The sequence below is a fragment of the Streptomyces sp. CB02366 genome, assembly GCF_001905905.1.
Taxonomy (GTDB): domain Bacteria; phylum Actinomycetota; class Actinomycetes; order Streptomycetales; family Streptomycetaceae; genus Streptomyces.
Genome location: NZ_LIVT01000015.1, coordinates 35,198 through 61,400 on the forward strand (window position 1 = coordinate 35,198; position 26,203 = coordinate 61,400).

Here is a 26,203-nt window from a genome sequence, read left to right on the forward strand (position 1 = left end):
CCGGTCGGCCGGGGCGCTGTGTCCACCGGGTGTCCACTGTCGTCCGCCGGGAGGGGGCGCCGCATCGGGCGAGTGCCGCATCTTCGCGGGGGCGGGGGCCTTAGGGCGCGTCCCGTCGTTCAGGACGCTGCCGGGGCCGGGGCGCGGCCGTCCGGGGAATCCCGGGTTCCGTGCCGTAGGAATCGCCGGGGACCGGGGAGGGGCCGGGGACCTCGGGCCGGGGACCTCGGGCCGGGGACCTCGGGCTGGGGGCCCCGGGCCCGGGAGGCCGGGGCCCAGGGGGTGGGAGGCCCGGAGCGCAGAGGGTGGGAGGCCCGGGGCGCAGGGGGTGGGAGGAGGCCCGGGGAGGGGTCAGCCGGCGGGCGGCGCCTCCGTGGGAGCGTCGCGCCGCGCCTTCCACTCCGGGGCGAGGACGGACCAGACCTCGGTGTCGTGGCGGACGCCGCGGTAGAGGTAGTTCTGCCGGATCACCCCGTCGCGGGTCATGCCGAGCCGCTTCGCCACCGCGATCGACTTCGTGTTCGCGGCGGAGGCGTCCCACTCGACGCGGTGCATGCCGCGCTCGTACACAGCCCAGTCGATCAGGCGCTCGGCGGCGCGGGTGATCAGGCCCCGGCCCTGGGCCGAGGGCTCCAGCCACACGCCGATCTCGCAGACGCCGGAGGCCGTGTCGAAGATCCGGAAGAGGACGCCGCCGACGAGGACGCCCTCCAGCCAGATGCCGTACAGCCGCCCGGTGTCGGCCGCCTGCTTCTCCGCGTACCGCTGGAGCAGGGCGCGGGCCGACTCCCGGTCGGTGGCGAAGGAGGCGAAGGGGATCCAGGGGTCGACCAGCTCGCGGGCCCGGTCCATGTGGGCCAGGAACTCCTCGTCCTGCCAGACCTCCAGCGGGCGCAGCTCCGCCCCGTCCTCACCCAGGGATATGGCGAACACCGTGCTCCTCCTTCGGCCGTGCGGCGCCTTCCTCGGCGCGCGCCCCGGGGATCTTCGCACGGAACGGCACGCGGTCGGGCGGTTCGATGCTGATCCGCGGCAGCCGCTTCTCCAGCCAGCCGGGCAGCCACCAGTTCGCCCCGCCGAGCATGTGCATGAGGGCGGGCACCAGCAGGGTGCGCAGGACGAAGGCGTCCAGGGCGACGGCGGTGGCCAGCGCGATGCCGAACATGGCGATGACCCGGTCGCCGCTGAGCACGAAGGCCAGGAAGACGGAGATCATGATCACGGCGGCGGAGTTGATGACCCGGCCGGTCTCGGCGAGGCCGACCCGGACGGACCTCCGGTTGTCGCCGGTCTCCAGCCACTCCTCGTACATCCGGCCCACCAGGAAGACCTGGTAGTCCATGGAGAGGCCGAAGAGGACCGAGACCATGATCACGGGGAGGAAGGGCTCGATGGGTCCGGCGCTGCCGAGGCCGAGCAGTTCGCTGCCCCAGCCCCACTGGAAGACGGCGACGACGACGCCGAAGGAGGAGGCGACGGCGGCCACGTTCATCACGGCGGCCTTGAGGGGGATGCCGATGGAGCGGAAGGCCAGGAGCAGCAGCAGGCAGCCGAGTCCGATGACGACCCCGACGAAGAGGGGCAGCTTGCCGACGATGATCTCGGCGAAGTCGTCGTAGCTCGCCGTGACCCCGCCGACGTGGGCCTCCAGCGAGGTGTCGGCCTTCGCCGGCGGCAGGACGTCGCCCCGGATGCGGTCGACCAGCTCGCTGGTGTCCTGCGACTGCGGGGAGGAGTCGGGGACGACGGTGAGGAAGGCGGTGTCGCCGGGGCCGTTGTAGGTGACCGGGCTGACGGAGGCGACGCCCTCGGTGGTCCGCAGCTTCTCGGGCAGCGAGTCCAGCGCGAGCCGGTCGTCCGCCCCGTCGAGCCGGGCGGCGATGGTGAGGGGCCCGTTGACGCCGGGACCGAAACCGTCCGCGAGGAGGTCGTACGCCTGCCGGGTGGTGGCGGTGGCCGGGTTGTTGCCCTGGTCGGAGGTGCCGAGGTGGAGGCCGAGGGCGGGCAGGGCGAGGACGGCCATGACGACGGCCGCGATGCCCCCGAGCAGTTTGGGGTGGTGCTCGACGAAGGCGGACCAGCGGGCGGCGAAGCCGGTGGGCGTCTCGGGCCGGGGCCCGTGTTCGGCGAGCTGCCGGCGCTCGCGGCGGCTGAGCGCCCGCATCCCGATGAGGGAGAGCAGCGCGGGCAGCAGGGTGACCGAGGCCAGCACGGTGAGGACGACGGTGAGCGAGGCGGCGATGGCGACGCCGTTGAGGAAGCCGAGCCGCAGGACGAGCATGCCGAGCAGGGCGATGCAGACGGTGGCTCCGGCGAAGACGACGGCGCGGCCGGTGGTCGCGACGGCGTTCTGGGCCGCTTCGGGCACGGACATGCCGCGCCGGAGCCCTCTGCGGTGCCGGGTGACGATGAACAGGGCGTAGTCGATGCCCACGCCGAGCCCGATGAGCATGCCGAGCATCGGGGCGAAGTCGGCCACGGTCATCAGGTGGCCGAGCAGCACGATGCCCGCGTAGGCGGTGCCGACGGAGACCAGTGCGGTGGCGATGGGCAGCAGGCTGGCGGCGAGCGAGCCGAAGGCCAGGAAGAGGACGACGGCGGCGACGACGACGCCGATGCCCTCGGTGAGGTGGACGAAGGGCGCTTCGGTGAGGGCGACGGCGGTGCCGCCCAGTTCGACCCGGAGCCCGTCGCCCTCGGCGGCCTGCGCGGTGTCGACGAGGGCCTGGGCCTGGGCGGCGGGGATCTCGTCGGCGGGGCGGTCGAAGGTGACCGCGGCGTAGGCGGTGTGGCCGTCCTCGCTGATCTGCCCGGGACCGGAGGCTCCGTAGGGGCCGGTCACCGCGCCGACTCCGGGCAGCTCCTCGATCGCGTGGAGCGTCCGGGTCATGGTCTGTTCGACGTCGGCGGCCCGGACGGTGGAGCCGGTGGTGTGCCAGACCACGGTGTCGGTGTCGCCGCCGAGGTCGGTGAAGCCGCGCGTGAGGAGTTCGGCGGCCCGGCCGGACTCGGTGCCGGGGACCTCGTAGTCGTTGGAGTACGCGGAACCCGCGAACCCCGCCGCGGCTGCGGCGCCGCCGAGGGCGGCGAGCCAGATGAGGACGGCGACGAGTCGGTGCCTGATGCACCAGCGGGCGATGGCAGCCAACGGACGAGCTCCCTGCGGGTTCGTGGACCTTTACCCGCAGATGATGCGATCTGCCCGTAAACGTCTCATGACCTGAGAACGCCACTCTGACAGCATTAGGTGATCCTTTGTCCGTTTCGTGGCCATGGTCACAGGGCCTGATCTGCCCCTTATACGGGACGGACCGGGCCCTGCGACCGGCCGGCGGACCGGGCCGGGGCGGAGGGGTCAGCCGGAGACGCTGGCGCGGCCGTTCTCGATGTGGCCCATGAGCCGCCGCCGGAAGCCGTCCTCTCCCTCGGCCGTGACCTCGAGGTCGTACCAGCCGTGGGCGTCGGCCGCCGAGTGCACCAGCGACCGGCTGCGGCCGGGCTTGACCGTGACGCGGCGGGTCCAGTCCCGTACGTCGTCCTCGTCCACGTAGCCGAGCGGGCGCACCAGGAAGGTCAGGGTCCGGCGGCCGGTGTTGCGCAGGGTGAGGTGGAGGTCGCGGTCGCGGGGGTCGATGCGGCTGGCGACCTCCGCTCCCCCCTCGGCCGGTCCGGCGAATTCGCGCCGGAAGCCGTTCGGCCCGGTGACCGTGAAGCGGTACGCGTCCCCGCTCACCGGCACGGTCCAGTGCGCGCGGCCCCGGACGTCCCGGTGCTGCGGGGAGGGGAACTCGCCCGTGTAGGGGTACAGGGCGAAGTGCGCCGAGGACCGGCCGGTGTTGGCCAGCTCCACGCGCAGTCCGCCGTGCGTCCTGCGCGCCTGCGCGTCCGGCTGGTAGGGCAGCGGGCGCGCCGGACGTACGCCGGGCTCCTGCTCGGGCAGGTGCTGCACGGCGGGCGGCTTGGGCTGCCAGCGCCCGCTCAGCGGCGGGATCGCGGCCGGCTGCTCGACGGCGGGCTGCCGACGGGCCCGGGTGAAGTCGAAGGCGGAGGTGAGGTCGCCGGTGACGCGGCGGCGCCACTCGCCGATGTTGGGCTCCTCCACCCCCGTCCAACGCTCCAGGAAGCGGATGACGGAGGTGTGGTCGAAGACCTCGGAGCAGACGTAGCCGCCCACGGTCCACGGCGAGACGACCAGCATCGGCACCCGGATGCCCAGCCCGGTCGGGCGGCCCTCCCACTGCTCGTCGACCACCTCGGGGGGCGCGACGGGCGGCGGGACGTGGTCGAAGAAGCCGTCGTTCTCGTCGTAGTTGATCAGCACGGCGGTGTGCCGCCACACGTCGGGGTGGTTGCCGAGCGCGTCGAGGATCTTGTAGACGATCGTGGCGCTGTGCACGGGCGAGGAGACGCTCGGATGCTCGGAGTCGATCGCCGAGGGCACCAGGTAGGAGACCTCCGGGAGCGTCCCGGCCGCCACGTCCCTGGCGAACTCGTCGGCCAGCGTGCCGGTCGGAACCCGGCGCAGCCCCCGCTCGAACAGGCTGCGCTCGCGCCGGGTGAGCGTGGCGACCCCCTCGTCCAGCAGCCCGAGGAGCCGGGTGCGCTCGGCCTCGGACGCGTCGCGGACCTTCGCGTAGAAGGACTCCATGTAGGTGTGGCCGCCGGTCCTGGCCAGCGCCTTGCGGGCGATGGCCTTGAAGGTGGCGAAGAACTCGATCTGGTTGTCGGTGAAGTTCTCCCACTCGGTGTACGTCCGCCAGCTGCGCCCGGCGTCCTCCAGCCGCTCGGCGTAGGTGGACCAGTCGTAGCCGGGGTGGGAGCCCTCGTTGTACGCGTCGTTGCCGACGGCCCGCTTCCCGTTCGGCTCGAAGCCGGTCTTGCCGCTCCACAGGTGGTTGCGGTTGGGGCTGGTGGAGGTGTGGACCGAGGAGTGGTAGGCGTCGCAGACGGTGAAGGTGTCGGCCAGCTCGTAGTGGAGCGGGATGTCGCGGCGGTCGTAGTACGCCATCGTCGCGGCCGTCTTGGCGCTGATCCAGCCGTTCATCCAGCCGCCGCCCCAGGCTTTCGCCCCGCCGTTCCAGGAGTGGTCGAGGGCGCCGATGTACTGGAGGTCCTTCTTCTGCTTCTCGGCCGCCTCGCGCACCGGGAAGGGCAGCACGGCGGCGCCCGCCGCGCCGGGCTGCTCGAACACCGTCCCGCCGGTGGGCAGCTCCACGGCGTTGCGGTCGCCGAAGCCGCGTACGCCGCGCAGGGTGCCGAAGTAGTGGTCGAAGGAACGGTTCTCCTGCATGAGGATCACCACGTGCTTGATCGACCCGAGCCCGCCGGACCCCGCGTGCGCGGGCTGCGCGGCGATGGCGGCCTGGAGCGAGGGCGGCAGGAACGATCCGGCCGCAGCGGCGCCGAGTGCGCCGCCGCCCAGCGCGAAGAGCCGTCGCCGTGACATGTCCGTGGTCAAAGGAGCCTCCTGGTCCGGTGGTTACAGCCGGGAAGCTAGTCACGCCAGGTGGCTTCGGGAAGGACTGCGTACGGCCCGGTGGTGAACGTCCAAGAGGTCGGACGAGAAGTCCAACCGCCCTCCCGCCCCTCGGGACGCGCCCCGGTTCACACCCCGATGAGGTGCAGCGACGCCCAGAGCGCGAGGGTGGCGGCCAGGAGCGTCGCCGGTACGGTCGCCAGCCCGAGCCGGGTGAAGCGGCCCAGCTCGGGGGCGTCGCCGTGCGCGTGCAGGATGCGCCGCCACAGGAGGGTGGCCAGCGATCCGACGTAGGTCAGGTTCGGTCCGATGTTGACCCCGATGAGAGCGGCGAGCAGGGGCCCGGGCCCGGCAGCGGCGACGATCGGCAGCAGGGCGAGGATCGCGGGCAGGTTGTTGATCAGGTTGGCGAGCAGCGCGGCGACCGCGGCGACGCCGAGCAGGGCGGGCAGGGTGTCGCCGCCGGGCAGCAGGGCGGCGATGCCGTCGCCGAGCCCGTTGTCCACGACGGCCTTGACGACCACGCCGAGCGCGAGGACGAAGAGGCAGAACAGCGGGTTGGCCGAGCGGACGACGGCCAGGGGCGTGGTCTCCCGCTTGGCGAGCGCCCGGACGCCGAGAACCAGGGCTCCGGCCAGCGCCGCCCACAGGGGCTCGGCCCCCGCGAACGAGGTGGCGACGAACCCGGCCAGCGTCAGTGCCAGCACGACGAGCGTGAAGACCGGCACGGGCGTGCGCTCCGCCTCGGGGTCCGGCGCGTGCGCCCCGGCGGCCAGGTCGTCCTGGAAGGCCCGGCGGAACACCGCGTACTCGACGGCGACGGCGGCGAGCCACGGCAGCGCCATCAGCGCGGCGAACCGGGTGAAGGAGAGGCCGCTCGCGGTGAACGCCAGCAGGTTGGTGAGGTTGGAGACGGGGAGCAGGAGGGAGGCGGAGTTGGCGAGGTGGGCGCAGGCGTAGACGTAGGGGCGGGGGCGCGCGCCGACCCGGGCGGCGGTGGCGAGGACGACCGGGGTGAGCAGGACGACGGTGGCGTCCAGGCTGAGGACGGCGGTGATGAGCGAGGCGACGGCGAAGACGCCGCCGAGGAGGGGCCGGGTCCGCCCCCGGCAGGCGCGGGCGACCAGCTCACCGGCGGCCCGGAACAGCCCCTCGTCCGCGCAGAGCCGGGCCAGCACGAGGATCGCGGCGAGGAACCCGACGACGGGCAGCAGCTCGCCGGCCTGCTCCCGCGCCTCGGACCAGGACACCGCCCCCACGGCCACCACGAGGACCGCGGCGGGCACGGCGGCGGTCGCCTCCGGCAGGCCGCGGGGGCGCAGGACCGCGAAGGCCAGGACGCCCAGGAGCAGGGCGAAGGAGACGAGTTCGGCGGTGAGGGTGTTCAGCGGGTGCTCTCAGGCTCTGCGCGATGGCGACGGCGACGGCGACGGCGACGGCGATGGCGATGGCGATGGGCGCCGGGGCCTGCCCGGCGCGGGACGGCGCGGGAGGCGCGGGAGGCGCGGGACGGGCAGGACGGGAGGGACGGTGCGGGACGGGCGGGACGGCTGAAGGGGCGGTGCGCCCGCACGTACGGGGAGTACGTGCGGGCGCACCGCCCCTTCGGGGACGGTCGGGCGGTCAGCCCTCGACGCCGAGCTTCTCCAGGATCAGCTCGCGCACGCGCGCCGCGTCCGCCTGGCCCCGGGTGGCCTTCATGACCGCGCCGACGAGCGCGCCCGCCGCCGCGACCTTGCCGCCGCGGATCTTGTCCGCGATGGCCGCGTTGCCCGCGATGGCCTCGTCCACGGCCGTGGACAGCGCGCCCTCGTCCGAGACGACCTTCAGGCCGCGCTTCTCGACGACGGTGTCCGGGTCGCCCTCGCCCGCGAGGACGCCCTCGATGACCTGGCGGGCCAGCTTGTCGTTGAGGTCGCCCGCGGCGACGAGCGCGGCCACCCGGGCGACCTGCGCCGGGGTGATCGGCAGCTCGTCCAGACCGCGGCCGGTCTCGTTGGCGTTGCGGGCCAGCTCGCCCATCCACCACTTGCGGGCCTGGTCCGCGGGGGCGCCCGCCTCGATCGTGGCGACGATCAGGTCGACCGCGCCCGCGTTGAGGATGGACTGCATGTCGTGGTCGGAGACTCCCCACTCCTCCTTGAGCCGCGCCCGGCGCAGCCGGGGCAGCTCGGGGAGGCCCTTGCGCAGCTCCTCGACCCAGTCGCGCGCGGGGGCGACGGGGACCAGGTCCGGCTCGGGGAAGTAGCGGTAGTCCTCGGCGTTGTCCTTGATGCGGCCGGCCGTGGTGGAGCCGTCCTCCTCGTGGAAGTGCCGGGTCTCCTGCACGATCGTGCCGCCCGAGGACAGCACGGCGGCGTGGCGCTGGATCTCGAAGCGCGCGGCCCGCTCGACGGAGCGCAGCGAGTTCACGTTCTTCGTCTCGGAGCGCGTGCCGAAGGCGGTGGTGCCGTTGGGGCGCAGCGACAGGTTGACGTCGCAGCGCATCTGGCCCATCTCCATGCGGGCCTCGGAGACCCCGAGGGCCTTGATCAGCTCGCGCAGCTCGGCGACGTACGCCTTGGCGACCTCGGGGGCGCGGGCCCCGGCCCCCTCGATCGGCTTGGTGACGATCTCGATGAGCGGGATGCCGGCCCGGTTGTAGTCGAGCAGGGAGTGGGACGCGCCGTGGATGCGGCCGGTGGCGCCGCCGACGTGGGTCGACTTGCCGGTGTCCTCCTCCATGTGGGCGCGCTCGATCTCCACGCGGAAGATCTCGCCGTCCTCCAGCTGGACGTCCAGGTAGCCGTTGAAGGCGATCGGCTCGTCGTACTGCGAGGTCTGGAAGTTCTTCGGCATGTCCGGATAGAAGTAGTTCTTCCGGGCGAAACGGCACCATTCGGCGATCTCGCAGTGGAGTGCGAGACCGATCTTGATGGCCGACTCCACGCCGATCTCGTTGACGACCGGCAGGGCGCCGGGCAGTCCGAGGCAGACCGGGCAGGTCTGGGAGTTGGCGTCCTGCTTCAGCTCCGTGGAGCAGCCGCAGAACATCTTGGTCTTGGTGCCGAGCTCGACATGGACTTCGAGGCCCATGACGGGGTCGTAGGACGCCAGCGCGTCCTCGTACGACACCAGGTCGGTGACAGTCACGGTGAAACTTTCCCTCTCAGCCCAGCAGAACGTCGTCGTCGCCGAGACGCTTCAGTTCGCGATAGAGGATCGCGAGTCCGGTGACGATGGCGGCGGCCGAGACCGCCGCGTCGACGAGCCGCAGCACGTCGTTGTCGTTGCGGGCGAGCTTCGCCTGCTTGGCGACGCTGATCGCGCCGAACGCGGTACTGCCGAGCGAGACGTACAGCCCGGTCCTGGACTTCTTGAAGTTACTGGCCTTCTTTGCCATGGCACTCACAGCGACGGAGCCTCCTCAAGCAGCGGGTGCCCCCACTTTTCCACGAAGGCGGCCTCGACGGCCGCTCCGACCTTGTAGAGCCGGTCGTCCTTCATGGCGGGGGCGATGATCTGCAGGCCGACCGGCAGGCCGTCCTCGGGGGCCAGGCCGCAGGGCAGCGACATGGCGGAGTTGCCGGCCAGGTTGGTGGGGATGGTGCACAGGTCCGCGAGGTACATCGCCATCGGGTCGTCGGCGCGCTCGCCGATCGGGAAGGCGGTGGTCGGGGTCGTCGGGGAGACGATCACGTCGACCTGCTCGAACGCCTTCTCGAAGTCCTGGGTGATGAGGGTGCGGACCTTCTGGGCCGAGCCGTAGTACGCGTCGTAGTAGCCGGAGCTGAGCGCGTACGTGCCCAGGATGACGCGGCGCTTGACCTCGTCGCCGAAGCCGGCCTCGCGGGTGAGCGCGGTGACGTCCTCGGCCGAGCGGGTGCCGTCGTCGCCGACCCGCAGCCCGTAGCGCATGGCGTCGAAGCGGGCCAGGTTGGAGGAGCACTCGGACGGGGCGATCAGGTAGTACGCGGAGAGCGCCAGGTCGAAGGACGGGCAGTCCAGCTCGACGATCGTGGCGCCCAGCGACTTCAGCAGCTCGACGGACTCGTCGAACCGCTGGAGGACGCCCGCCTGGTAGCCCTCGCCGCGGAACTGCTTGACGACGCCGACGCGCATGCCCTGGACGGAGCCGTTGCGGGCGGCCTCGACGACCGGCGGGACCGGGGCGTCGATGGAGGTGGAGTCCATCGGGTCGTGCCCGGCGATGGCCTCGTGGAGCAGCGCCGCGTCCAGGACCGTACGGGCGCAGGGCCCGCCCTGGTCGAGGGAGGAGGAGAAGGCGACCATGCCGTAGCGGGAGACGCCGCCGTAGGTGGGCTTGACGCCGACGGTGCCGGTGACGGCGGCGGGCTGGCGGATCGAGCCGCCGGTGTCCGTCCCGATGGCGAGCGGGGCCTCGTAGGAGGCGAGGGCGGCGGAGGAGCCACCGCCGGAGCCGCCGGGGATGCGGGTGAGGTCCCAGGGGTTGCCGGTGGGGCCGTAGGCGCTGTTCTCGGTGGAGGACCCCATGGCGAACTCGTCCATGTTGGTCTTGCCGAGGATGACGACGTCGGCGGCGCGCAGCCGCTGCGTGAGCGTCGCGTCGTACGGCGGGACCCAGCCTTCGAGGATCTTGGAGCCGACGGTGGTCGGCATGTCCTTGGTGGTGAAGATGTCCTTGAGCGCGAGCGGGACGCCGGCCAGCGGGCCGAGCTTCTCGCCCGCCTCCCGCTTGGCGTCCACGGCGCGGGCCTGGGCGAGCGCGCCCTCGCGGTCGACGTGCAGGAAGGCGTGGACCTTCTCGTCGACGGCGTCGATCCGGGCCAGGTGGGCCTCGGTGACCTCGACGGCGGTCAGTTCGCCGGAGGCGATCCTCGCGGCGATCTCGGCCGCGGTGAGCTTGATGATGTCCGTCATGGTGATCAGTCCTCCCCCAGGATCTGCGGCACCTTGAAACGCTGCTGTTCCTGGGCCGGGGCGCCGGAGAGTGCCTGCGCGGGGGTGAGCGACGGACGGACCTCGTCCGCGCGCATGACGTTGGTCAGCGGCAGCGGGTGGGAGGTCGGCGGTACGTCTTGGTCGGCGACCTCGGAGACGCGGGCGACCGCGCCGATGATGTCGTCGAGCTGACCGGCGAAGTGATCGAGCTCTTCGCCCTTCAGCTCCAGACGCGCCAGCCGGGCGAGGTGGGCGACCTCCTCGCGCGTGATGCCAGGCATGCAGCGATCCTCAGGGGTTGGTGTGCGGTTGTGGCTGGGGGTGGGCGGCACATTTCCACCGTCCGTCCGAAGGACGGGCCGCGCGGCGGATGGTGCGTGCGATCGCAAGGCGCCGGAGCGCCCTCGTGGCGGAGCCACGTGGGCGTTTCGGCAACGCGGCGAGCGTGCGTGCCAGGCGTCGCGCGGCAGGTGGAAATGTGCCACCGACCCCCAATCCTATGGGGTCCGTCAGGGACGGGTGCCCCACCCCGATCGGGCTACTCCTCCGCGGGCCGCGCCCCCGGGGTCCTCAGGGGGCCTCGGTCTCCGCCGGGCCGTTCGCCGCCCGGTTCGCCGAGCCGTTCACCGACCGGTTCGCCACGCCGTTGACCACGCCGTTCACCGCGCCGTTGACCGCCCGGTTCGCCACCCCGTTCGCCGCCCCGTTGACCACGCCGTTCACCGCGCCGTTGAGCGACGCGTTCAGCGGGCCCGTCGCCGAGGCGGTGGCGGCGGCCGCCGCCTCGGCCTTCAGCTCCGCGGGCCGGCGCCAGCCGTGCTCGCCGCGCGCCCGCAGCCAGGCCGTCGTCTCCTGCGGCGGCATCGCGGCGGCCACCAGCCAGCCCTGCACCGCGTCGCACCGCAGATCCCGCAGCCGCTCCCACGTCGTGTCGTCCTCGACGCCCTCCGCGACGACGACCAGGCCGAGCGAGTGGGCCAGGTCGATGGTGCAGCGGACGATCTCGGCGTCCTCGTGGTCGACCGCGAGGCGGGCCACGAAGGAGCGGTCGATCTTCAGCTCGCTGACCGGGAGCCGGCGCAGGTGGACCAGGGAGGAGTAACCGGTGCCGAAGTCGTCGAGGGACATCTTCACGCCGTGCGCGGTGAGGCCGGCCAGGGTGTCGGCGGCGCGCTGCGGGTCCTCCAGCAGCACATGCTCGGTGATCTCCAGTTGGAGCGCTCCCGCGGGCACGCCGTGGCGGGCGAGCCGGGCGGCGACGCTCCCCGCGAAGCCCGGGGTGTGCACGTCGCGCGGGGAGACGTTGACCGCCACCGGCACGAACAGGCCCTGCGCCCGCCAGCGGGCGACCTGGGCCAGCGCCGTCTCCAGGACGTACTCCGTGAGGTGCGGCATCAGCCCGGAGGACTCCGCGATGGCGATGAACTCGTCCGGGGGGACCCGGCCGCGCTCCGGGTGCACCCAGCGCACCAGCGCCTCCAGCCCGGCCACCTGCCCGTCGAAGCGGACCTTGGGCTGGTAGTGCAGCTCGACCTCGCCCGCGTCCAGCGCCCGGCGCAGGTCGCCGAGGAGCCCGAGCCGGTCGGGGGTGTTGCTGTCCCGTTTGGACTCGTAGACCTCCACGCCCGTGCGGTCCCGCTTGGCCTGGTACATCGCGACGTCCGCCCGGCGCAGCAGGCCCTCGGCGTCCAGGGCGTGGTCCGGGTGGACCGCGACCCCGGCGCTGGCCTCCAGGACGAGGGTCAGCCCGTCGAGGTCGAGGGGCGAGGACAGTTCGGCGACCAGGTGGCGGGCGACCTGCTGGGCGCTGGTGGTGGAGTCGGTGTGCGGCAGCAGCACGGCGAACTCGTCGCCGCCGAGCCGGGCCGCCTCCGCGCCGCGCGGCAGGGCGAGCCGCAGGCGCTCCGCTATCTGGAGCAGCAGCCGGTCGCCGGCCAGGTGCCCGAGGGTGTCGTTGACCGCGCGGAACCGGTCGAGGTCGATGAGGACCAGGGCGGAGCGGGCGCCGATGGCCTCCGCGTCCTCCAGCGCCGACCAGGTCCGCTCCAGCAGCCACTGCCGGTTGGGCAGCCCGGTCAGCGGGTCGCGCAGCTGTTCCTCGGCGCGGGCGCGGGCGATCCAGAGCGTGGAGTCCAGGGCGATGAGCGGCACCGCGAACAGCGGCAGCAGGACGGGCATGGACACCGCGACGACGCAGATCAACGGAGCGAGCCCGAGGAGGGCCACGGCGACGAGCCCCTGACGCAGCATCGCGGTCCGGGCGATGGTGGGCAGCCCGCCGTTGTGCGGGACCTGGGCGTACCACAGCAGGACCCGGGTGACGAGCAGGTACGTGGAGGCCGTCAGGAGCAGTTCCGGGACGGCGGTGATGCCCCAGTCGAGTGGCTGCCAGGGCTGCTCGACGGTGGGGACCTCGCCGAAGGCGGCCAGCACGAGGGCGGCCGCGGCGATGCCGAGCATGTCGACCCCGCCGTGCAGCAGCCCCTGCCGCCAGCGGTGGCGTCGGGCGGTCCCGACGAGCACCACCACGGCGAGGGAGACCAGGACGGCCGGGAGCCAGCCGTACAGCAGGAGCACGGCGAGGGTGAGGGCGGCGCCGGAGCCGGTGCCGCCCCACCACCGGTCGCGGCCGAGGGCGACCAGATGGCCGACGACGATCCCGGTGAGCACGGCGAAGGACCAGCCGACCGCCCCGTCCGGGAAGAGGGCGTGGCCCTGCTGGACCGTCCGGTACGACCCGACCGCCAGCAGGAGCGCGGCGATCGCCACGACGACTGCGCCCACGGGGGGCGTGAGGCCGGCGAAACCTTGCAGCCGCGACACCGGGGCGGCGCTCTCGGTCGGTTTCATTCCGTCCCTCTCACAGCCGGCGGTGCCGATGTCCCTCGGTGGCGCCCGCTTCCATGGCGCCACGGCCCGATCGAAGGGCCGTGCACGGCGGGCGTACGTCTCAACAGTAGGCCGCGAAAGGCTTCCAGGGGCAGCGCTCTACAGCTCTTGCCCGAATGCGAACCGACCACCCGTCACCATCTGCTATTGACCCGAACGGGTGGTGCGGCAGGGCCATTCGGGGAACAGGCGGCCCTTCTTCGCCCCTCTGTCCCCATTCTTTCCCCAGGGGGGCCGCGCCACGCCGGAGGAGCGTCTCGAAGGCGTTGCGATCCGGCGAACAGCGGGCGGCCTCCGGGGGCCGACGGCGCCCGCCGGTCCTCCGGGGCAGCGCCCTGCCTGCCCCGGAGCGGCGGTGCTACGTCGCCTCGGGCGCGGCCTCCGGCACGGGCAGGGCGGCCTCCCGGGCGCGCTCGGGCCCCTCTTCGAGCAGGACCGCGAAGCCGTCCTCGTCGAGCACGGGGACCTTCAGCTGCATCGCCTTGTCGTACTTGGAGCCGGGGTTGTCGCCGACGACCACGAAGGCGGTCTTCTTCGACACCGAGCCGGTGACCTTCGCGCCGAGGGCCTGGAGCGCCGCCTTGGCGCCGTCGCGGGTGTGGCCCGCCAGGGTGCCGGTGACGACGACGGTGAGCCCTTCGAGCGGGCGGGGGCCCTCGTCCTCGTCGGAGCCCTCGTCGGCCATCCGTACCCCCGCCTCGCGCCACTTGCGCAGGATCTCGCGGTGCCAGTCCTCGGCGAACCACTGCTTGACGGAGGCGGCGATGATCGGCCCGACGCCGTCGGCGTCGGCCAGCTCCTGCTCGCTCGCCTCGTCGATCCGGTCGATGGAACGGAACTGGCGGGCCAGCTCCTGGGCGGCGACGGGTCCCACGTGGCGGATGGAGAGCCCGGTGAGGATCCGGGCGAGCGGAGCCTCCTTGGCCGCGGCGATGCCCTCCAGCAGGGCCACGGCGTTCTTCTTCGGCTCGCCCTGCTGGTTGGCGAAGACCGTGGCGACCTTCTCCTCGCCGGTCTTCGGGTCGCGCTTGGGCAGACCGCTGTCCTGGTCCAGGACATACGCCCGGATCGGCAGCAACTGCTCGATGGTGAGGGAGAACAGGTCGCTCTCGTCCCGGAGGACCGGCTCGGCGGGCTCCAGCGGCCGGGTCAGGGCGGCGGCGGCCACATAGCCGAAGTGGTCGATGTCGAGGCTCTTGCGCCCGGCGAGGTAGAAGACCCGCTCGCGCAACTGGGCCGGACAGGTGCGGGCGTTGGGGCAGCGGAGGTCGATGTCGCCCTCCTTCATGGGGCGCAGCTCCGTCCCGCACTCGGGGCAGTGCGTCGGCATCTCGAATGCCTTTTCGGTGCCGTCGCGCAGATCGACGACAGGGCCGAGGATCTCCGGGATGACGTCGCCCGCCTTGCGGATGACGACGGTGTCGCCGATGAGGACGCCCTTGGCCTTGACCACGTTCTGGTTGTGCAGGGTGGCGAACTCCACCTCGGAACCGGCCACTTCGACCGGTTCGACCTGGGCGTAGGGGGTGACGCGGCCGGTGCGGCCGACGCCGACGCGGATGTCGACCAGCTTGGTGTTGACCTCTTCGGGGGCGTACTTCCAGGCGATGGCCCAGCGCGGGGCGCGCGAGGTGGAGCCCAGCCGCCCCTGGAGCGGGATCTCGTCGAGCTTGACGACGACACCGTCGATCTCGTGCTCCACGGAGTGCCGGTGCTCGCCGTAGTAGGTGATGAACTCCCGCACCCCCGCCAGGGAGTCGACGACCTTGTTGTGCCGGGCGGTGGGCAGGCCCCAGCCGTGCAGCAGCTCGTACGCCTGGGAGAGCCGGTCGATGCTCAGGCCCTCGTGGGCGCCGATGCCGTGCACCACCATGTGCAGCGGGCGGCCCGCGGTGACCTTGGGGTCCTTCTGGCGCAGCGAACCGGCCGCCGCGTTGCGCGGGTTGGCGAAGGGCTTGTCGTCGGCGGCGACCAGCCGGGCGTTCAGCGCCTCGAAGTCCTCCATGGGGAAGAAGACCTCGCCGCGGATCTCGACGAGCGCGGGGACGTCCTCGCCCGTGAGGCGGTGCGGGATCTCGGCGATCGTGCGGACGTTGGGGGTGATGTCCTCGCCGGTACGGCCGTCGCCGCGGGTCGCCGCCCGGGTGAGGCGGCCGTTCTCGTAGGTGAGGTTGACCGCGAGCCCGTCGATCTTCAGCTCGCACAGGAAGTGGTGGTCGGGGGTGCCGACGTCCTTGGCGACCCGGTCCGCCCAGGCGGCCAGCTCCTCGTCGTCGAAGGCGTTGTCCAGGGAGAGCATCCGCTCCCGGTGCTGCACGGAGGTGAACTCCGTGCGGTAGGGACCGGCGACCTTCTGGGTGGGGGAGTCCGGGGTGCGCAGCGCCGGGTGTTCCTCCTCCAGGGCCTCCAGCGAGCGCAGCAGCCGGTCGAACTCGCCGTCGCTGACGACCGGCTGGTCCTTCACGTAGTAGCGGAAGCGGTGCTCCTCGATCTGCTCGGCCAGCAGCGCGTGCTCCTCCCGCACGGCCGCCGGCACCGAGCTGTCCTGCTCCACCCGCTGTTCGCCCGCCATCGTCCCGTCCTCCCGTTTCCCGTCGTCCCCGTCACTCAGGGTTGTCCGCGAGCGACCTCGCCGCTCTGGCGCTGTAGGCGAGCGCGGTGCGGGCGTACGCGGGCGACGCGCCCGCGAGACCGCACGCCGGGGTGATCGCGACGGACTCGGCGAGAGTCCCCGGATTCAGCCCCAGTCTGCTCCACAGCGTCCTGACCCCCATGACGCTACCGCCCGGGTCCGACAATGCCGTCGCTGCCGCGTCGGTGGAGGGCACCACGCCCAGGAAGAGGTGCGTACCGCCCTCGACGGCTTCCCCGATCGCCTCCTCCTCACGCTCCGTGAGGAGGGAGAAGTCGAACGAGATCCCGGCCGCCCCGGCCCGGCGCAGCAGCGCGAACGGCACCTCGGGGGCGCAGGAATGGACGAGCGTCGTGCCGCCCTCCCCCGCCGCCGCGAGGACGTCGCGCAGCGTCCCCTCGACGACCTGGCGGTCGACGGCCCGGTAGGTGCGGTAACCACTGGCGGAGCGGACCCGGCCCCGCAGGACGGCGGTCAGGGAGGGTTCGTCGAGCTGGAGGACGACCTCGGCGCCCGGCACCCGGCGGCGGACCTCCGCGAGGTGGGCGCGGAGCCCCTCGGCCAGGGAGCCGGCGAGGTCCCGGCAGGCCCCGGGGTCGGCCAGCATGGCTTCGCCGCCGCGCAGTTCGAGGCCGGCGGCGAGCGTCCAGGGCCCGACCGCCTGGACCTTGAGCAGCCCCTCGTACCCCTGGGTGAACTCCTCCAGGGCGTCCAGGTCCTCTCCCAGCCAGGCCCGGGCCCGCCGGGTGTCGCGGCCGGGCCGGTCGCCGATCCGCCAGCCGCTCGGCTCGACGTGCCCGTACATCTCGACGAGCATGCCGATGGTCCGGCCGATCATGTCGGCGCCGGGCCCGCGCGCGGGCAGCTCCGGCAGGTGCGGCATGCCCTGGCCGTCGGCGAAGGACCCGGTGACGGTCTTCGCCGCCTCCCTCGCGTCTCCCCCGGGCATCGAACCGATGCCGGTCGCCGGACACCCGCTGAACTCGCTCTTCTCGCTCACGCGGGAAGCCTACGGGCCTGGGGCCGCCGCCCGTGTACGCGGGGCGCGGGCGGCCGTCCGCCGGCGGCCGGGCCCCGGGTTCAGCGGCCGGGCCGGACGGTCAGGTCGTTGACCTCGGCGTCGCGCGGCAGGTCGAGCGCCATCAGGATGGTGGTGGCCACCGACTCTGGGTCGATCCAGCGCTCCGCGTCGTACTCCTTGCCCTCCTGCTGGTGCACCTTGGCCTGCATGGGGCTGGCCGTGCGACCCGGATAGACGCTGGTGACACGGACGCCGTTGCCGTGCTCCTCGTGGCGCAGCGAGTCGGCGAGCGCCTTGAGCCCGTGCTTGCTCGCGGCGTACGCGCTCCACCCGGCGTGGGCGTTGAGCCCCGCCCCGGAGTTCACGAACAGGACGTGGCCCCGGGCGACGCGGAGCTGCGGGAGCAGGAGGCGGGTGATCTCGGCGGGGGCGACCAGGTTGGCGGCGAGCTGGAAGTGCCATGCCTTGGGGGTCAGCTCCCCGACCTCGCCCAGTTCGACGACGCCCGCGATGTGCAGCAGGGTGTCGATCCGCTCGGGCACGGTCTGCTGGCCGAACGCCCAGGACAGCCGGTCGGGGTTGCCGAGGTCGCCGACGAGGGTGCGCGCGCCCGGGTAGCGGTCGGCGAACCCCTTGGCGCGGCCGGCGTCACGGGAGAGCAGGACGAGGTCGTCGCCGCGCTCCAGGAGGCGGCGAGCGACGGCGGCGCCGATGCCGGAACCGGCGCCGGTGATGAGGTGGGTAGGCATGGGGCGATCCTAGGGCGTGTTTCGGAAGGAGCGCCGTCCGCCCGGAGGGCGGTCGGGCCCCTACTGCAGACCGGCGGACTCCTCCAGGTAGGCCAGCGCGCCGACGCCGTCCTTGGCGAAGAAGACCAGGTCGGTCAGGGGTACGGGGAGGAAGCCCTCGTCCTCCATGCGCTGGAACTGCTGGCGCAGCCCGTCGTAGAAACCGGCCGTGTTCAGCAGGACGACGGGCTTGGTGTGCTTGCCGTGCTTCTTCAGCTCCAGGATCTCGGTGGCCTCGTCGAGCGTGCCGGTCCCGCCGACCATGATCACGATCGCGTCGGCCTTCTCCAGGAGCAGCGCCTTGCGCTCGGCGAGGTCGCGGGCGATCACCATCTCGTCGGCGTCGGCCCGGGCCTTCGCGGCGAGGAAGTCGACCGATACGCCCACGAGCCGCCCGCCGGCCGCCTGCACGCCGTCCGCGACGACCTTCATCAGCCCGCTCTCCGACCCGCCCCAGACCAGGGTGTGGCCGCCCCGCCCGAGCAGCTCGGCGAATTCGCGGGCGGGCACGGTGTAGCGGTCGTCGAGGTCGGCGGCGGAGAGGAAGACGCAGATGTTCATGGAGCCACCGTACGACCCGCCCCGGACGCGTCCGCGCCCACCCGTCGAGGGGGAAATCCGGCGTACGGGGAAGAACACGGGCCCGTGCGCCGCTGCACCGGGTATGACTTCCACCCGAGGACACCGCATCACCGTCGAGCAGGGCTCCGAGCACGTCCGGGCGGTGCACGACGGACAGGTGCTGGCCGAGAGCCGCCGACCGCTCGTGCTCCGCGAGACCGGCTGTCCGGTCCGCTACTACCTGCCGCCCGAGGACGTCCGCACCGACCTGCTCTCCCCGTCCGACACCTCCACCCACTGCCCGTTCAAGGGGGACGCCTCCTACTGGTCGCGGCCGGGAGCCGCCGACCTCGTCTGGGCCTACCCGGACCCGAAGCCCGCAGTCGCCGCGATCAAGGACCACTTCTGCTTCTACGCCACGGAGACGGTGGCCGACTGACCCGCGCCCGGCTGTTCCGCGGCCGAAGGGCCGCGGGCCGCCGGCGCCCGCTCCGGGGCGGCGGAGTCCTCCGCCGGGGGCGTGGACGCGTGCGGGCGGGCGCCGTGAGCCGTGCGCGGGCGTGGGGCGCCCCTCCGGGCCGGGACGTCAGCCGCCCGTCGCCATCCGCTCGCGGCGGACGGTGGTGGCGATGGTGGCCGAGCCGACCACGCGCGTGCCGTCGTACAGGACGACCGCCTGGCCGGGGGCCACGCCCCGGACCGGCTCGGCGAAGGCGACGTGGAGCTGGGAGCCGTCCATCAGCTCGGCGGTGACCTCGGTCTCGCCGCCGTGGGCGCGGAGCTGGGCGGTGTACGTGCCCGGGCCGGAGGGAGGCGTTCCGCACCAGCGGGGCTTGATGGCGGTCAGCGCGGTCACGTCCAGGGCCTCGACGGGGCCGACGGTGACGGTGTTGTTCACGGGGGAGATGTCGAGGACGTAGCGCGGCTTGCCGTCGGGGGCCGGGTGGCCGATCTTGAGGCCCTTGCGCTGGCCGATGGTGAACCCGAAGGCGCCCTCGTGGGTGCCCAGCTTCGTACCGGACTCGTCGACGATGTCGCCCTCGGCCGGGCCGCCCAGGCGGTTCGCCAGGAAGCCCTGGGTGTCGCCGTCCGCGATGAAGCAGATGTCGTGACTGTCGGGCTTCTTGGCGACGGCGAGGCCCCGGCGCTCGGCCTCGGCGCGGATCTCGTCCTTGGTGGTGAGGGTGTCGCCGAGCGGGAACATCGCGTGGGCGAGCTGCTTCTCGTCCAGGACGCCGAGGACGTAGCTCTGGTCCTTGGCCATGTCGGAGGCGCGGTGCAGCTCGCGGCCGCCATCCTCGGTGAGGACGACGGTGGCGTAGTGGCCGGTGCACACGGCGTCGAAGCCGAGGGCGAGGGCCTTGTCGAGCAGCGCGGCGAACTTGATCTTCTCGTTGCAGCGCAGGCAGGGGTTGGGCGTGCGCCCGGCCTCGTACTCCGCGACGAAGTCCTCGACGACGTCCTCGCGGAAGCGTTCCGCCAGGTCCCAGACGTAGAACGGGATGCCGATGACGTCGGCCGCGCGGCGGGCGTCCCGGGAGTCCTCGATGGTGCAGCATCCGCGCGCCCCGGTCCGGAAGGACTGGGGGTTCGCGGAGAGGGCGAGGTGGACACCGGTCACGTCGTGGCCCGCCTCGACGGCGCGGGCGGCGGCGACGGCGGAGTCCACGCCGCCCGACATCGCGGCGAGGACACGCAGGGGGCGCTGGGAAGTCTGAGTCATAGCCCCTCCAGGGTACGGGTCGCCGGGAACCGAACGCTCGCGGATATGCGTTGACGATCACATGAGCAACAACGGGAGCACCGGCGCGTCCCCCCAGCCGTCCGGTTCGTCGTCGCGGAAGAAGCCCGGCGGCGGCGTGAGCCGGCGCGCACTGCTGATCGGCGGCGGCGCGGTGACCGCCGTGGGCGCCGCCGTGCTCGCGCGCGACGAGGTGAAGCGGCTGTGGTGGCGGGTGCCCGGCGTGGGAAAGCCCCGCAAGCCGGGCGAGCTGGACTACCCGGGGGCGACGTGGGTGGCGGCGTCGGATGCGAACTGGCGGCGCGCGGACCGGCCCGACGACTTCCCCATCGACCGGGTGATCATCCATGTCACCCAGGGCAGCTTCGCCAGCGCGGTGCGGGTGTTCCAGGACCCGTCCCACCAGGCCGCGACGCACTACATCGTGGGGCAGGACGGGCGGGTGGTGCAGATGATCCGCGAACTGGACGTGGCGTACCAGGCGGGCGACCGCTCCTACAACGAGCGGGCGGTCGGCATCGAGCACGAGGGGTTCGTGGACCGGCCGAAGGACCTCACCAAGGAGATGTACGCGTCGTCGGCGCGGCTCACCGCCTCCATCTGCGCCCGGCACGGGATACCCGTCGACCGGGAGCACATCATCGGGCACGTGGAGGTGCCGGGCACCGACCACACCGATCCCGGTCCGCACTGGGACTGGGACCGGTACATGGAGCTGGTGCGGCGGGCCGCGACGGCGCCGCCGAGCCCGACGCCCACCGCGTCGGCCGCCGTGAAGCCGTAGCGGGTCCGCCTCGGCGGGGGCCGGCCGTCAGCTGAGTCCGGCCGTCCTCGCCCGTTCGACCGCCGGGCCGATCGCCTCGGCGAGCGCCTTCACGTCCTCCTCGGTCGAGGTGTGGCCGAGCGAGAAGCGCAGGGTGCCGCGGGCGAGGTCCGGGTCGGTGCCGGTGGCGAGGAGCACATGGCTGGGCTGGGCGATCCCGGCGGTGCAGGCGGAGCCGGTGGAACAGGCGATGCCCCGGGCGTCCAGCAGGAGCAGCAGGGAATCGCCCTCGCACCCCGGGAAGCTGAAGTGGGCGTTGGCGGGCAGGCGTCCGGCCGGGTCCGGGTCGCCGCCGAGCACGGCGTCCGGCACGGCCCGGCGCACGGCGGCCACGAGGTCGTCGCGCAGGGAGCCCACGCGCCGGGCGAACCGCTCGCGCCGTTCGGCGGCCAGCCGTCCGGCGACCGCGAAGGAGGCGATGGCGGGCGCGTCCAGGGTGCCGGAGCGTACGTGGCGCTCCTGGCCGCCGCCGTGCAGCACGGGTACGGGGGCGTGGTCGCGGCCCAGCAGCAGCGCGCCGATCCCGAACGGGCCGCCGATCTTGTGGCCGCTGACCGTCATCGCGGCCAGGCCGGAACGGGCGAAGTCGACCTCCAGCTGCCCGAACGCCTGGACCGCGTCGGCGTGCATGGGGATCTGGAACTCCGCCGCCACCGAGGCCAGTTCGCGTACCGGCATGATGGTGCCGATCTCGTTGTTGGCCCACATCACGGTGATCATCGCGACGTCGTCGGGGTTGCGGAGGATCGCCCGGCGCAGGTCTTCGGGGTGCACCCGGCCGTAGCGGTCCACCGGGAGGTGCTCGACGGTCGCGCCCTCGTGCCCGGCGAGCCAGTCGACGGCGTCCAGGACCGCGTGGTGCTCGACCGGACCGGTCAGGACGCGGGTGCGGCGGGGGTCGGCGTCGCGGCGGGACCAGTAGAGGCCCTTCACGGCGAGGTTGTCGGCCTCCGTGCCGCCGGAGGTGAACACCACCTCGCTGGGGCGGGCGCCGAGGGCGTCGGCGAGGGTTTCTCTGGACTCCTCGACGGTACGGCGGGCCCGGCGTCCGGCGGCGTGCAGCGAGGAGGCGTTGCCGGTGACGGAGAGCTGGGCGGTCATCGCCTCGATCGCTTCGGGAAGCATCGGCGTGGTCGCGGCGTGGTCGAGGTATGCCATGGTGGGGCCGATTCTACGAGCCCGGGGCGGGGCGCACGTCGGGCGCGTCACGGCCGGGGCAGGGCGCACGCCCCGACGGGCGGGTCAGCCGGCGACGTTCCAGGCGACCGCGCCGTCGGCGGTGACCAGGACGGCGAGCACGGCGAGGTCGGCGACCCCCAGCGCGAGACCGAGGCGGGCGCGCCCCCGGCGGCGGGTGCGGCGGGCCAGGGACAGCAGCGCCATCACGATCGCGGTGGGGCCGAGCACGAGGTTGAAGACCAGCAGTCCGACGAGGCCGAGGACGAAGGAGGCGACGGCGAGACCGTCCGCCTCGCGCCCCGCGGGCCGGGAGGCGGCAACGTCCGTACGGGCGTCCGTTCCCCCGCCCGGGGCGGGGGCCGCGGTCTCCTCCGCGGGGCGCTCCGCGGCGGCGGGGGCGTTTGCGGAGGGGGCGGCGGGGGCCGGGGTCGCGCGGCGGGCGAAGTCGGTGAGGGCCATGGTGCGAGCTCCTTCGGATCGGTGGGGGAAACGACAGGCTCGGCGGTGGGGGCGCGGGTCCGGCGGGTCAGCGCGGGCGGCGCGAGGTGCGCTCACGCACGGCGAAGACCAGCAGCCAGCAGCCGATGACGGCCGCGGCGGCCAGGGACAGCGGGAGCGGGAGGTGGGCGACCGTCCCGAGGAGGATGCCCAGCAGGAGCAGCGCGGCGACGAGGACGAGCACGGCGGAACCTCTCTGTGCGACGACGGAAGCCGTTCGGAGTACGAGTGTTCACTGACCCCCAAGTCTAAACCTCGGTCCCCTTCCTCCACTCGGAGTACAGCTGTTTACTGAATGGCATGAGTCACACCGCCGGGGCCCGCCACACCCAGAAGCTGAGGACGCGCCGGGCCCTCCTGGACGCCGCGCTCGTCCTGCTGGAGCACCAGAGCCTGAGCAGCCTGGGACTGCGGGAGGTCACCCGGGCCGCCGGGGTCGCCCCGACCGCCTTCTACCGGCACTTCGACCACGTCGCCGCGCTCGGCGTCGCCCTGGTCGAGGAGTCCCTGGGCAGCCTGCACGGGCTGATCGCCGCGGTCCTCGCGGAGACGGGCGACAGCGAGGAGCGGTTGGACCGCAGCGTGGCGGTGACCGTCCGTCACGTCGGCGCGCGGCCCGCTCATTTCCGGTTCATCGCCCGTGAGCAGCACGGCGGGGTGGGTCCGGTCCGCGAGGCGATCGCGGACCGGCTGCGGCGGTTCGCCGAGGAGGTGGCGTGCGCGCTCGCGGAGGAGCCCGAGTCGGCCGGCTGGAGCGAGGAGGACCTGCTGATGCTCGGCCGGTTCCACGTGGACCACATGGTGATGACCGCGTCGGCGCTGCTGGCGGCCGGGCCGGAGGGCGAGGAGGAGACGGTCCGGCAGGCCCGGCGGCGGCTGCGACTGGTCTCCATCGGCCGCGCCCACTGGCTCGACGAGGGGCCGGCGGACGGCGCCGCCCGCGCCTGACCCGCGGCCGGGGCGGCGAACGGCGCACGGGCCCGCCCGGAACAGCCGGAGGACCCCTGGCCCCGCCCCGGCACGTGCGGGCGACTTCACCTTCTCCTGACGCTTCTTGACATGAGTTGCCGGGGCCCAAAGCAAACCCGTATTGCCCCCTGGGCGCCGGAGGGCCCTGGCTCCACTCCCCGCGTCCGGTGAAGAACGGCTCGCCGTGCCCGTCGCCGGGCCCGGTCAGCCCTACGACCCGGTCCGCGCCGAACTCGATCCCCACGTCCACGGCCTCCGCCCCGCCGGTGGCCTCCTCGACGGCGCGGGCCTGCCACAAGCCCCCCCCAGGGTGGGAGGGATCGCCAGGGTCGAGCCCTCGTCGGCGCCCTGCGGAACCTGCGTGGCGCGTTGGGTCATGGCGCACCTTCCCGGTCTGGGGTGAGTGAACACTTACCCTCCCGTCACATGCGCTGTGCGACACGGCCGGCGCCGGTTCCCGGCCCCGGAGCGCAAGGCCCCTCGCCGGCTCTGCCCGACGCGCCGCCCCGGCCCTCCCGCGGCAGGGGTCCTACGGCCGCCGGGCAGGGTACCCGCCGCCCCTCTCGCCCCTGCGGCTCCGCGCCGGACTCGGCGGCGGACCAGGGGTTTCCCCGCCCCCGTACAGAGCGACGACGTCGGCGGCGGCCCCGGCCAGCAACGTGCGGGCCTCGGGCGGGTCGAGGACCTCCACGGCCGCCCCGAACGCCAGGAGGGGCCGCGCCCGGCCGACCTCCGCCACGGCCAGTTCCGCCAGCAGCCACTCCCCCGGCTCCTCCCCCGGCCGGGGACCGTCCGGCCGGGGCTCCCCGGTCAGCGCGCCCGCGTTCAGCCGCCGGAACAGCTCCAGGCGGTCGCGGCGCACCCGCACCCGCAGCCGTACCGCCGCCGGGCGCTGCTCCACCCCGGCGCGCAGCACCTCCCACACGTCCGCCAACTCCGCGCCCGCGCGCCGCCGCACGGGGTCTTCGGTGGGTTCGGCGGAGTGGATCCGATCGGCGCGGAAGAGGCGGGGGTCCCCGTCGAGATCCGCGACCAGGTACCAGACGCCGGCCTTCACGACGAGGCCGTACGGATCGACGGTGTAGTCGCGCGGGGCGTCCTGGCCGCTGTGCCGGTAGCGCAGGCGCAGCCTCAGGTCGGCGAGGACGGCGTCGTGGAGTTCGGCGACGTCGACGACGGCCCGGGGGCCGCTCATCCAGCGGACCGGGTCCACCAGGACGCGGCGGCTGGTCCGCTCGGCGGCCGGGCGGTGCGGGGCGGGCAGGGCCGCCATGAGCTTGCGCAGGGCGGAGCCGAGGGCGGCGTCCAGGCCGAGGGCGGCGTGCGCGTCGTCGGCGGTGAACACGAACAGGGCGCGCGCCTCGTCGGCGGTGAGGCCGGTGACGTCGGTGCGGAAGCCGGGAAGCAGGGCGATACCGCCGTACCGGCCGCGTTCGGCGTAGACGGGCACCCCGGCGGCGGAAAGCGCCTCGACGTCCCGGTAGACGGTGCGGACGGAGACGTCGAGGCGCTCGGCCAGCTCGCGGGCGGGGACGGTGCCCCGGGTCTGGAGCAGCAGGAGGACGGCGAGCAGCCGGTCGGCTTTCACCGGACCATGATGACGGGACCGGCGGCGCCCCCGTCCACGGCGGCCCCCTCCCGGCGGCCCGGGCGGCTACGCCGTGCGCGGGGCCTTGGCGAGCTGGCGGGACTGCGCGACGAGGCGGTCGGCGCTGTCCCAGACCTCGGCGTCCTCCTCCAGGAAGCCGCCCGCCAGGTTGCGGGTGGTGATCGCGACGCGCAGCGGGCCCGGGGCGGGCCGGCAGCGGATGTGGGTGGTCAGCTCGACGGTGGGGGTCCAGCCGGTCAGACCCAGCTCGAACGAGGTCGGCGGCAGGGCGTCCACGGTGAGCAGCAGCGACAGGGCGTCCGGGTCGCGGCCGTCGGCCAGGCCGAACCAGCCGCGCATCTCCCCCTTGCCGGACGGCGCGCCGATCGCCCAGCCCACGGTGGCCGGGTCGAGCTTGATGTCCAGGCGCTCGGTGATGGCGGAGCTGCCCGGGATCGGGGCGTCGCCGTCGCTCGGACCGAGGCAGTGGTCCCGGCTGGGCATGGCGGGCGGCAGGGCCGTCGTGCGGACGTCGTCGGGGAGCGCGTCCAGGTCGCCGTACGTGGCCAGGACGCGGATGCGCTCGACCTCGCCGCCCTCCTCGTCGTACTGGAGGAGCGACGCCTGCCCGGTGGAGAGCGTGCGGCCGGTGCGGACGACCTCGGTGCGGATCACGGCGGGGCCGGGCACAGAGGCGGTGAGGTAGTGCGCCGAGACCGAGAACGGGTCGGGGTGCGGCAGCGCCTCGCCCAGGGCCCGGCCGATCAGGGCCAGCAGATAGCCGCCGTTGACGGCGTGGATGATGGTCCAGCCCGCGGAGAGCTCGGCGTCGTAGACGCCCTCCTCGCGCAGGGTGACCGCGGTGTCCCGGTCGAACTCGCTGTCGCCGATGGTCGCCCGGGCGGCCCGCGCCGCTCCGGCCACTGTCTCAGTCGCTGCCTGTGCCATGGCATGCACGGTACATCGACCGCCCTACTGAGCGGTAGCTTTTTGCGTTCGCCCTCCGCATCGGCCGACGCGGCATCCGCGCTTCCGGCCCGTCCTCCCGGACGACCCCCGGAGCACGCACCCTGCCACGGAGAACCGACAGATGAACAAAGGTGTGAAAACGGCTGAAATGCCTACTCTTCGAGAGA

Annotated in this window: 22 protein-coding genes; 3 read left to right on the plus strand and 19 right to left on the minus strand. The window is 73.5% G+C overall.

Features of this window, described 5'->3' with window-relative positions; genetic code table 11:
• Positions 1 to 351 precede the first annotated feature (351 nt).
• From AMK24_RS28355 to AMK24_RS28420, 13 genes are all read right to left on the minus strand, one after another.
• Positions 352 to 933, minus strand: coding sequence for a GNAT family N-acetyltransferase (locus tag AMK24_RS28355; RefSeq protein ID WP_073771750.1), 582 nt, complete (start codon positions 931 to 933; stop codon positions 352 to 354).
• Positions 911 to 3,148, minus strand: a complete 2,238-nt coding sequence (locus tag AMK24_RS28360; protein WP_073771751.1) for an MMPL family transporter — start codon at positions 3,146 to 3,148, stop codon at positions 911 to 913. The genes AMK24_RS28355 and AMK24_RS28360 overlap by 23 nt, the downstream gene beginning before the upstream one ends.
• 207 nt (positions 3,149 to 3,355) lie before the next feature.
• Entirely contained in the window at positions 3,356 to 5,458 is a 2,103-nt protein-coding gene (locus AMK24_RS28365) for a phosphocholine-specific phospholipase C (protein ID WP_073771752.1), read from the minus strand.
• A gap of 146 nt (positions 5,459 to 5,604) precedes the next feature.
• Positions 5,605 to 6,864 (minus strand): SLC13 family permease, encoded by a 1,260-nt coding sequence (locus AMK24_RS28370; RefSeq protein ID WP_073771753.1) that lies wholly within the window; start codon positions 6,862 to 6,864, stop codon positions 5,605 to 5,607.
• Between the two features lie 235 nt (positions 6,865 to 7,099).
• Positions 7,100 to 8,608: an Asp-tRNA(Asn)/Glu-tRNA(Gln) amidotransferase subunit GatB gene (gene gatB, locus AMK24_RS28380; RefSeq protein WP_073771755.1), complete on the minus strand. Its 1,509-nt coding sequence runs from the start codon at positions 8,606 to 8,608 to the stop codon at positions 7,100 to 7,102.
• A 16-nt stretch (positions 8,609 to 8,624) separates the two neighbouring features.
• Positions 8,625 to 8,858 (minus strand): hypothetical protein, encoded by a 234-nt coding sequence (locus tag AMK24_RS28385; protein ID WP_073771756.1) that lies wholly within the window; start codon positions 8,856 to 8,858, stop codon positions 8,625 to 8,627.
• A gap of 5 nt (positions 8,859 to 8,863) precedes the next feature.
• Positions 8,864 to 10,357 carry an Asp-tRNA(Asn)/Glu-tRNA(Gln) amidotransferase subunit GatA gene (gene gatA, locus AMK24_RS28390; protein ID WP_073771757.1) on the minus strand — a complete coding sequence of 498 codons (1,494 nt, stop codon included), beginning with the start codon at positions 10,355 to 10,357 and terminating at the stop codon, positions 8,864 to 8,866.
• 5 nt (positions 10,358 to 10,362) lie between these two features.
• Positions 10,363 to 10,659 (minus strand): Asp-tRNA(Asn)/Glu-tRNA(Gln) amidotransferase subunit GatC, encoded by a 297-nt coding sequence (gene gatC, locus AMK24_RS28395; RefSeq protein ID WP_003966094.1) that lies wholly within the window; start codon positions 10,657 to 10,659, stop codon positions 10,363 to 10,365.
• A 289-nt stretch (positions 10,660 to 10,948) separates the two neighbouring features.
• Positions 10,949 to 13,228, minus strand: coding sequence for a putative bifunctional diguanylate cyclase/phosphodiesterase (locus AMK24_RS28400; protein ID WP_073771758.1), 2,280 nt, complete (start codon positions 13,226 to 13,228; stop codon positions 10,949 to 10,951).
• 397 nt (positions 13,229 to 13,625) lie between these two features.
• Positions 13,626 to 15,839: an NAD-dependent DNA ligase LigA gene (gene ligA, locus AMK24_RS28405; protein ID WP_073771759.1), complete on the minus strand. Its 2,214-nt coding sequence runs from the start codon at positions 15,837 to 15,839 to the stop codon at positions 13,626 to 13,628.
• A gap of 31 nt (positions 15,840 to 15,870) precedes the next feature.
• Entirely contained in the window at positions 15,871 to 16,899 is a 1,029-nt protein-coding gene (locus AMK24_RS28410) for a methionine synthase (protein WP_073771760.1), read from the minus strand.
• A gap of 80 nt (positions 16,900 to 16,979) precedes the next feature.
• Positions 16,980 to 17,669 carry an SDR family oxidoreductase gene (locus tag AMK24_RS28415; RefSeq protein ID WP_073771761.1) on the minus strand — a complete coding sequence of 230 codons (690 nt, stop codon included), beginning with the start codon at positions 17,667 to 17,669 and terminating at the stop codon, positions 16,980 to 16,982.
• 60 nt (positions 17,670 to 17,729) lie between these two features.
• The gene (locus AMK24_RS28420; protein ID WP_073771762.1) at positions 17,730 to 18,269 is read right to left on the minus strand and encodes a TIGR00730 family Rossman fold protein; all 540 of its coding nucleotides are present in this window, start codon (positions 18,267 to 18,269) and stop codon (positions 17,730 to 17,732) included.
• A gap of 103 nt (positions 18,270 to 18,372) precedes the next feature.
• Here AMK24_RS28420 and AMK24_RS28425 point away from each other — a divergent pair, with 103 nt between their 5' ends.
• Positions 18,373 to 18,708 carry a DUF427 domain-containing protein gene (locus AMK24_RS28425; RefSeq protein WP_073771763.1) on the plus strand — a complete coding sequence of 112 codons (336 nt, stop codon included), beginning with the start codon at positions 18,373 to 18,375 and terminating at the stop codon, positions 18,706 to 18,708.
• Positions 18,709 to 18,855: 147 nt separating this feature from the next.
• Here the strand turns inward: AMK24_RS28425 and mnmA are convergent, their stop codons facing one another.
• Positions 18,856 to 19,992, minus strand: coding sequence for a tRNA 2-thiouridine(34) synthase MnmA (gene mnmA, locus AMK24_RS28430; RefSeq protein WP_073771764.1), 1,137 nt, complete (start codon positions 19,990 to 19,992; stop codon positions 18,856 to 18,858).
• 61 nt (positions 19,993 to 20,053) lie between these two features.
• On the opposite strand from mnmA, the gene AMK24_RS28435 reads away from it, so the two are divergent.
• Positions 20,054 to 20,794, plus strand: coding sequence for an N-acetylmuramoyl-L-alanine amidase (locus AMK24_RS28435; RefSeq protein ID WP_073771765.1), 741 nt, complete (start codon positions 20,054 to 20,056; stop codon positions 20,792 to 20,794).
• 27 nt (positions 20,795 to 20,821) lie between these two features.
• On the opposite strand, the gene AMK24_RS28440 is transcribed toward AMK24_RS28435, so the two are convergent.
• The 3 genes from AMK24_RS28440 to AMK24_RS34365 form a co-directional block, all read right to left on the minus strand.
• Positions 20,822 to 21,991, minus strand: coding sequence for a cysteine desulfurase family protein (locus tag AMK24_RS28440; protein ID WP_073771766.1), 1,170 nt, complete (start codon positions 21,989 to 21,991; stop codon positions 20,822 to 20,824).
• Between the two features lie 84 nt (positions 21,992 to 22,075).
• Positions 22,076 to 22,471, minus strand: coding sequence for a hypothetical protein (locus AMK24_RS28445; protein ID WP_073771767.1), 396 nt, complete (start codon positions 22,469 to 22,471; stop codon positions 22,076 to 22,078).
• Between the two features lie 67 nt (positions 22,472 to 22,538).
• Positions 22,539 to 22,694 (minus strand): hypothetical protein, encoded by a 156-nt coding sequence (locus tag AMK24_RS34365; RefSeq protein WP_199876523.1) that lies wholly within the window; start codon positions 22,692 to 22,694, stop codon positions 22,539 to 22,541.
• Between the two features lie 116 nt (positions 22,695 to 22,810).
• Here AMK24_RS34365 and AMK24_RS28450 point away from each other — a divergent pair, with 116 nt between their 5' ends.
• Positions 22,811 to 23,458, plus strand: coding sequence for a TetR family transcriptional regulator (locus tag AMK24_RS28450; RefSeq protein ID WP_073771768.1), 648 nt, complete (start codon positions 22,811 to 22,813; stop codon positions 23,456 to 23,458).
• 550 nt (positions 23,459 to 24,008) lie between these two features.
• Here the strand turns inward: AMK24_RS28450 and AMK24_RS28455 are convergent.
• Both AMK24_RS28455 and AMK24_RS28460 read right to left on the minus strand, forming a co-directional pair.
• On the minus strand, positions 24,009 to 25,067 hold the full coding sequence (locus AMK24_RS28455) for a helix-turn-helix transcriptional regulator (protein ID WP_079190668.1): 1,059 nt from the start codon (positions 25,065 to 25,067) through the stop codon (positions 24,009 to 24,011).
• 66 nt (positions 25,068 to 25,133) lie between these two features.
• Positions 25,134 to 26,015, minus strand: a complete 882-nt coding sequence (locus AMK24_RS28460) for a thioesterase family protein (RefSeq protein WP_199876524.1) — start codon at positions 26,013 to 26,015, stop codon at positions 25,134 to 25,136.
• Positions 26,016 to 26,203: the final 188 nt, after the last annotated feature.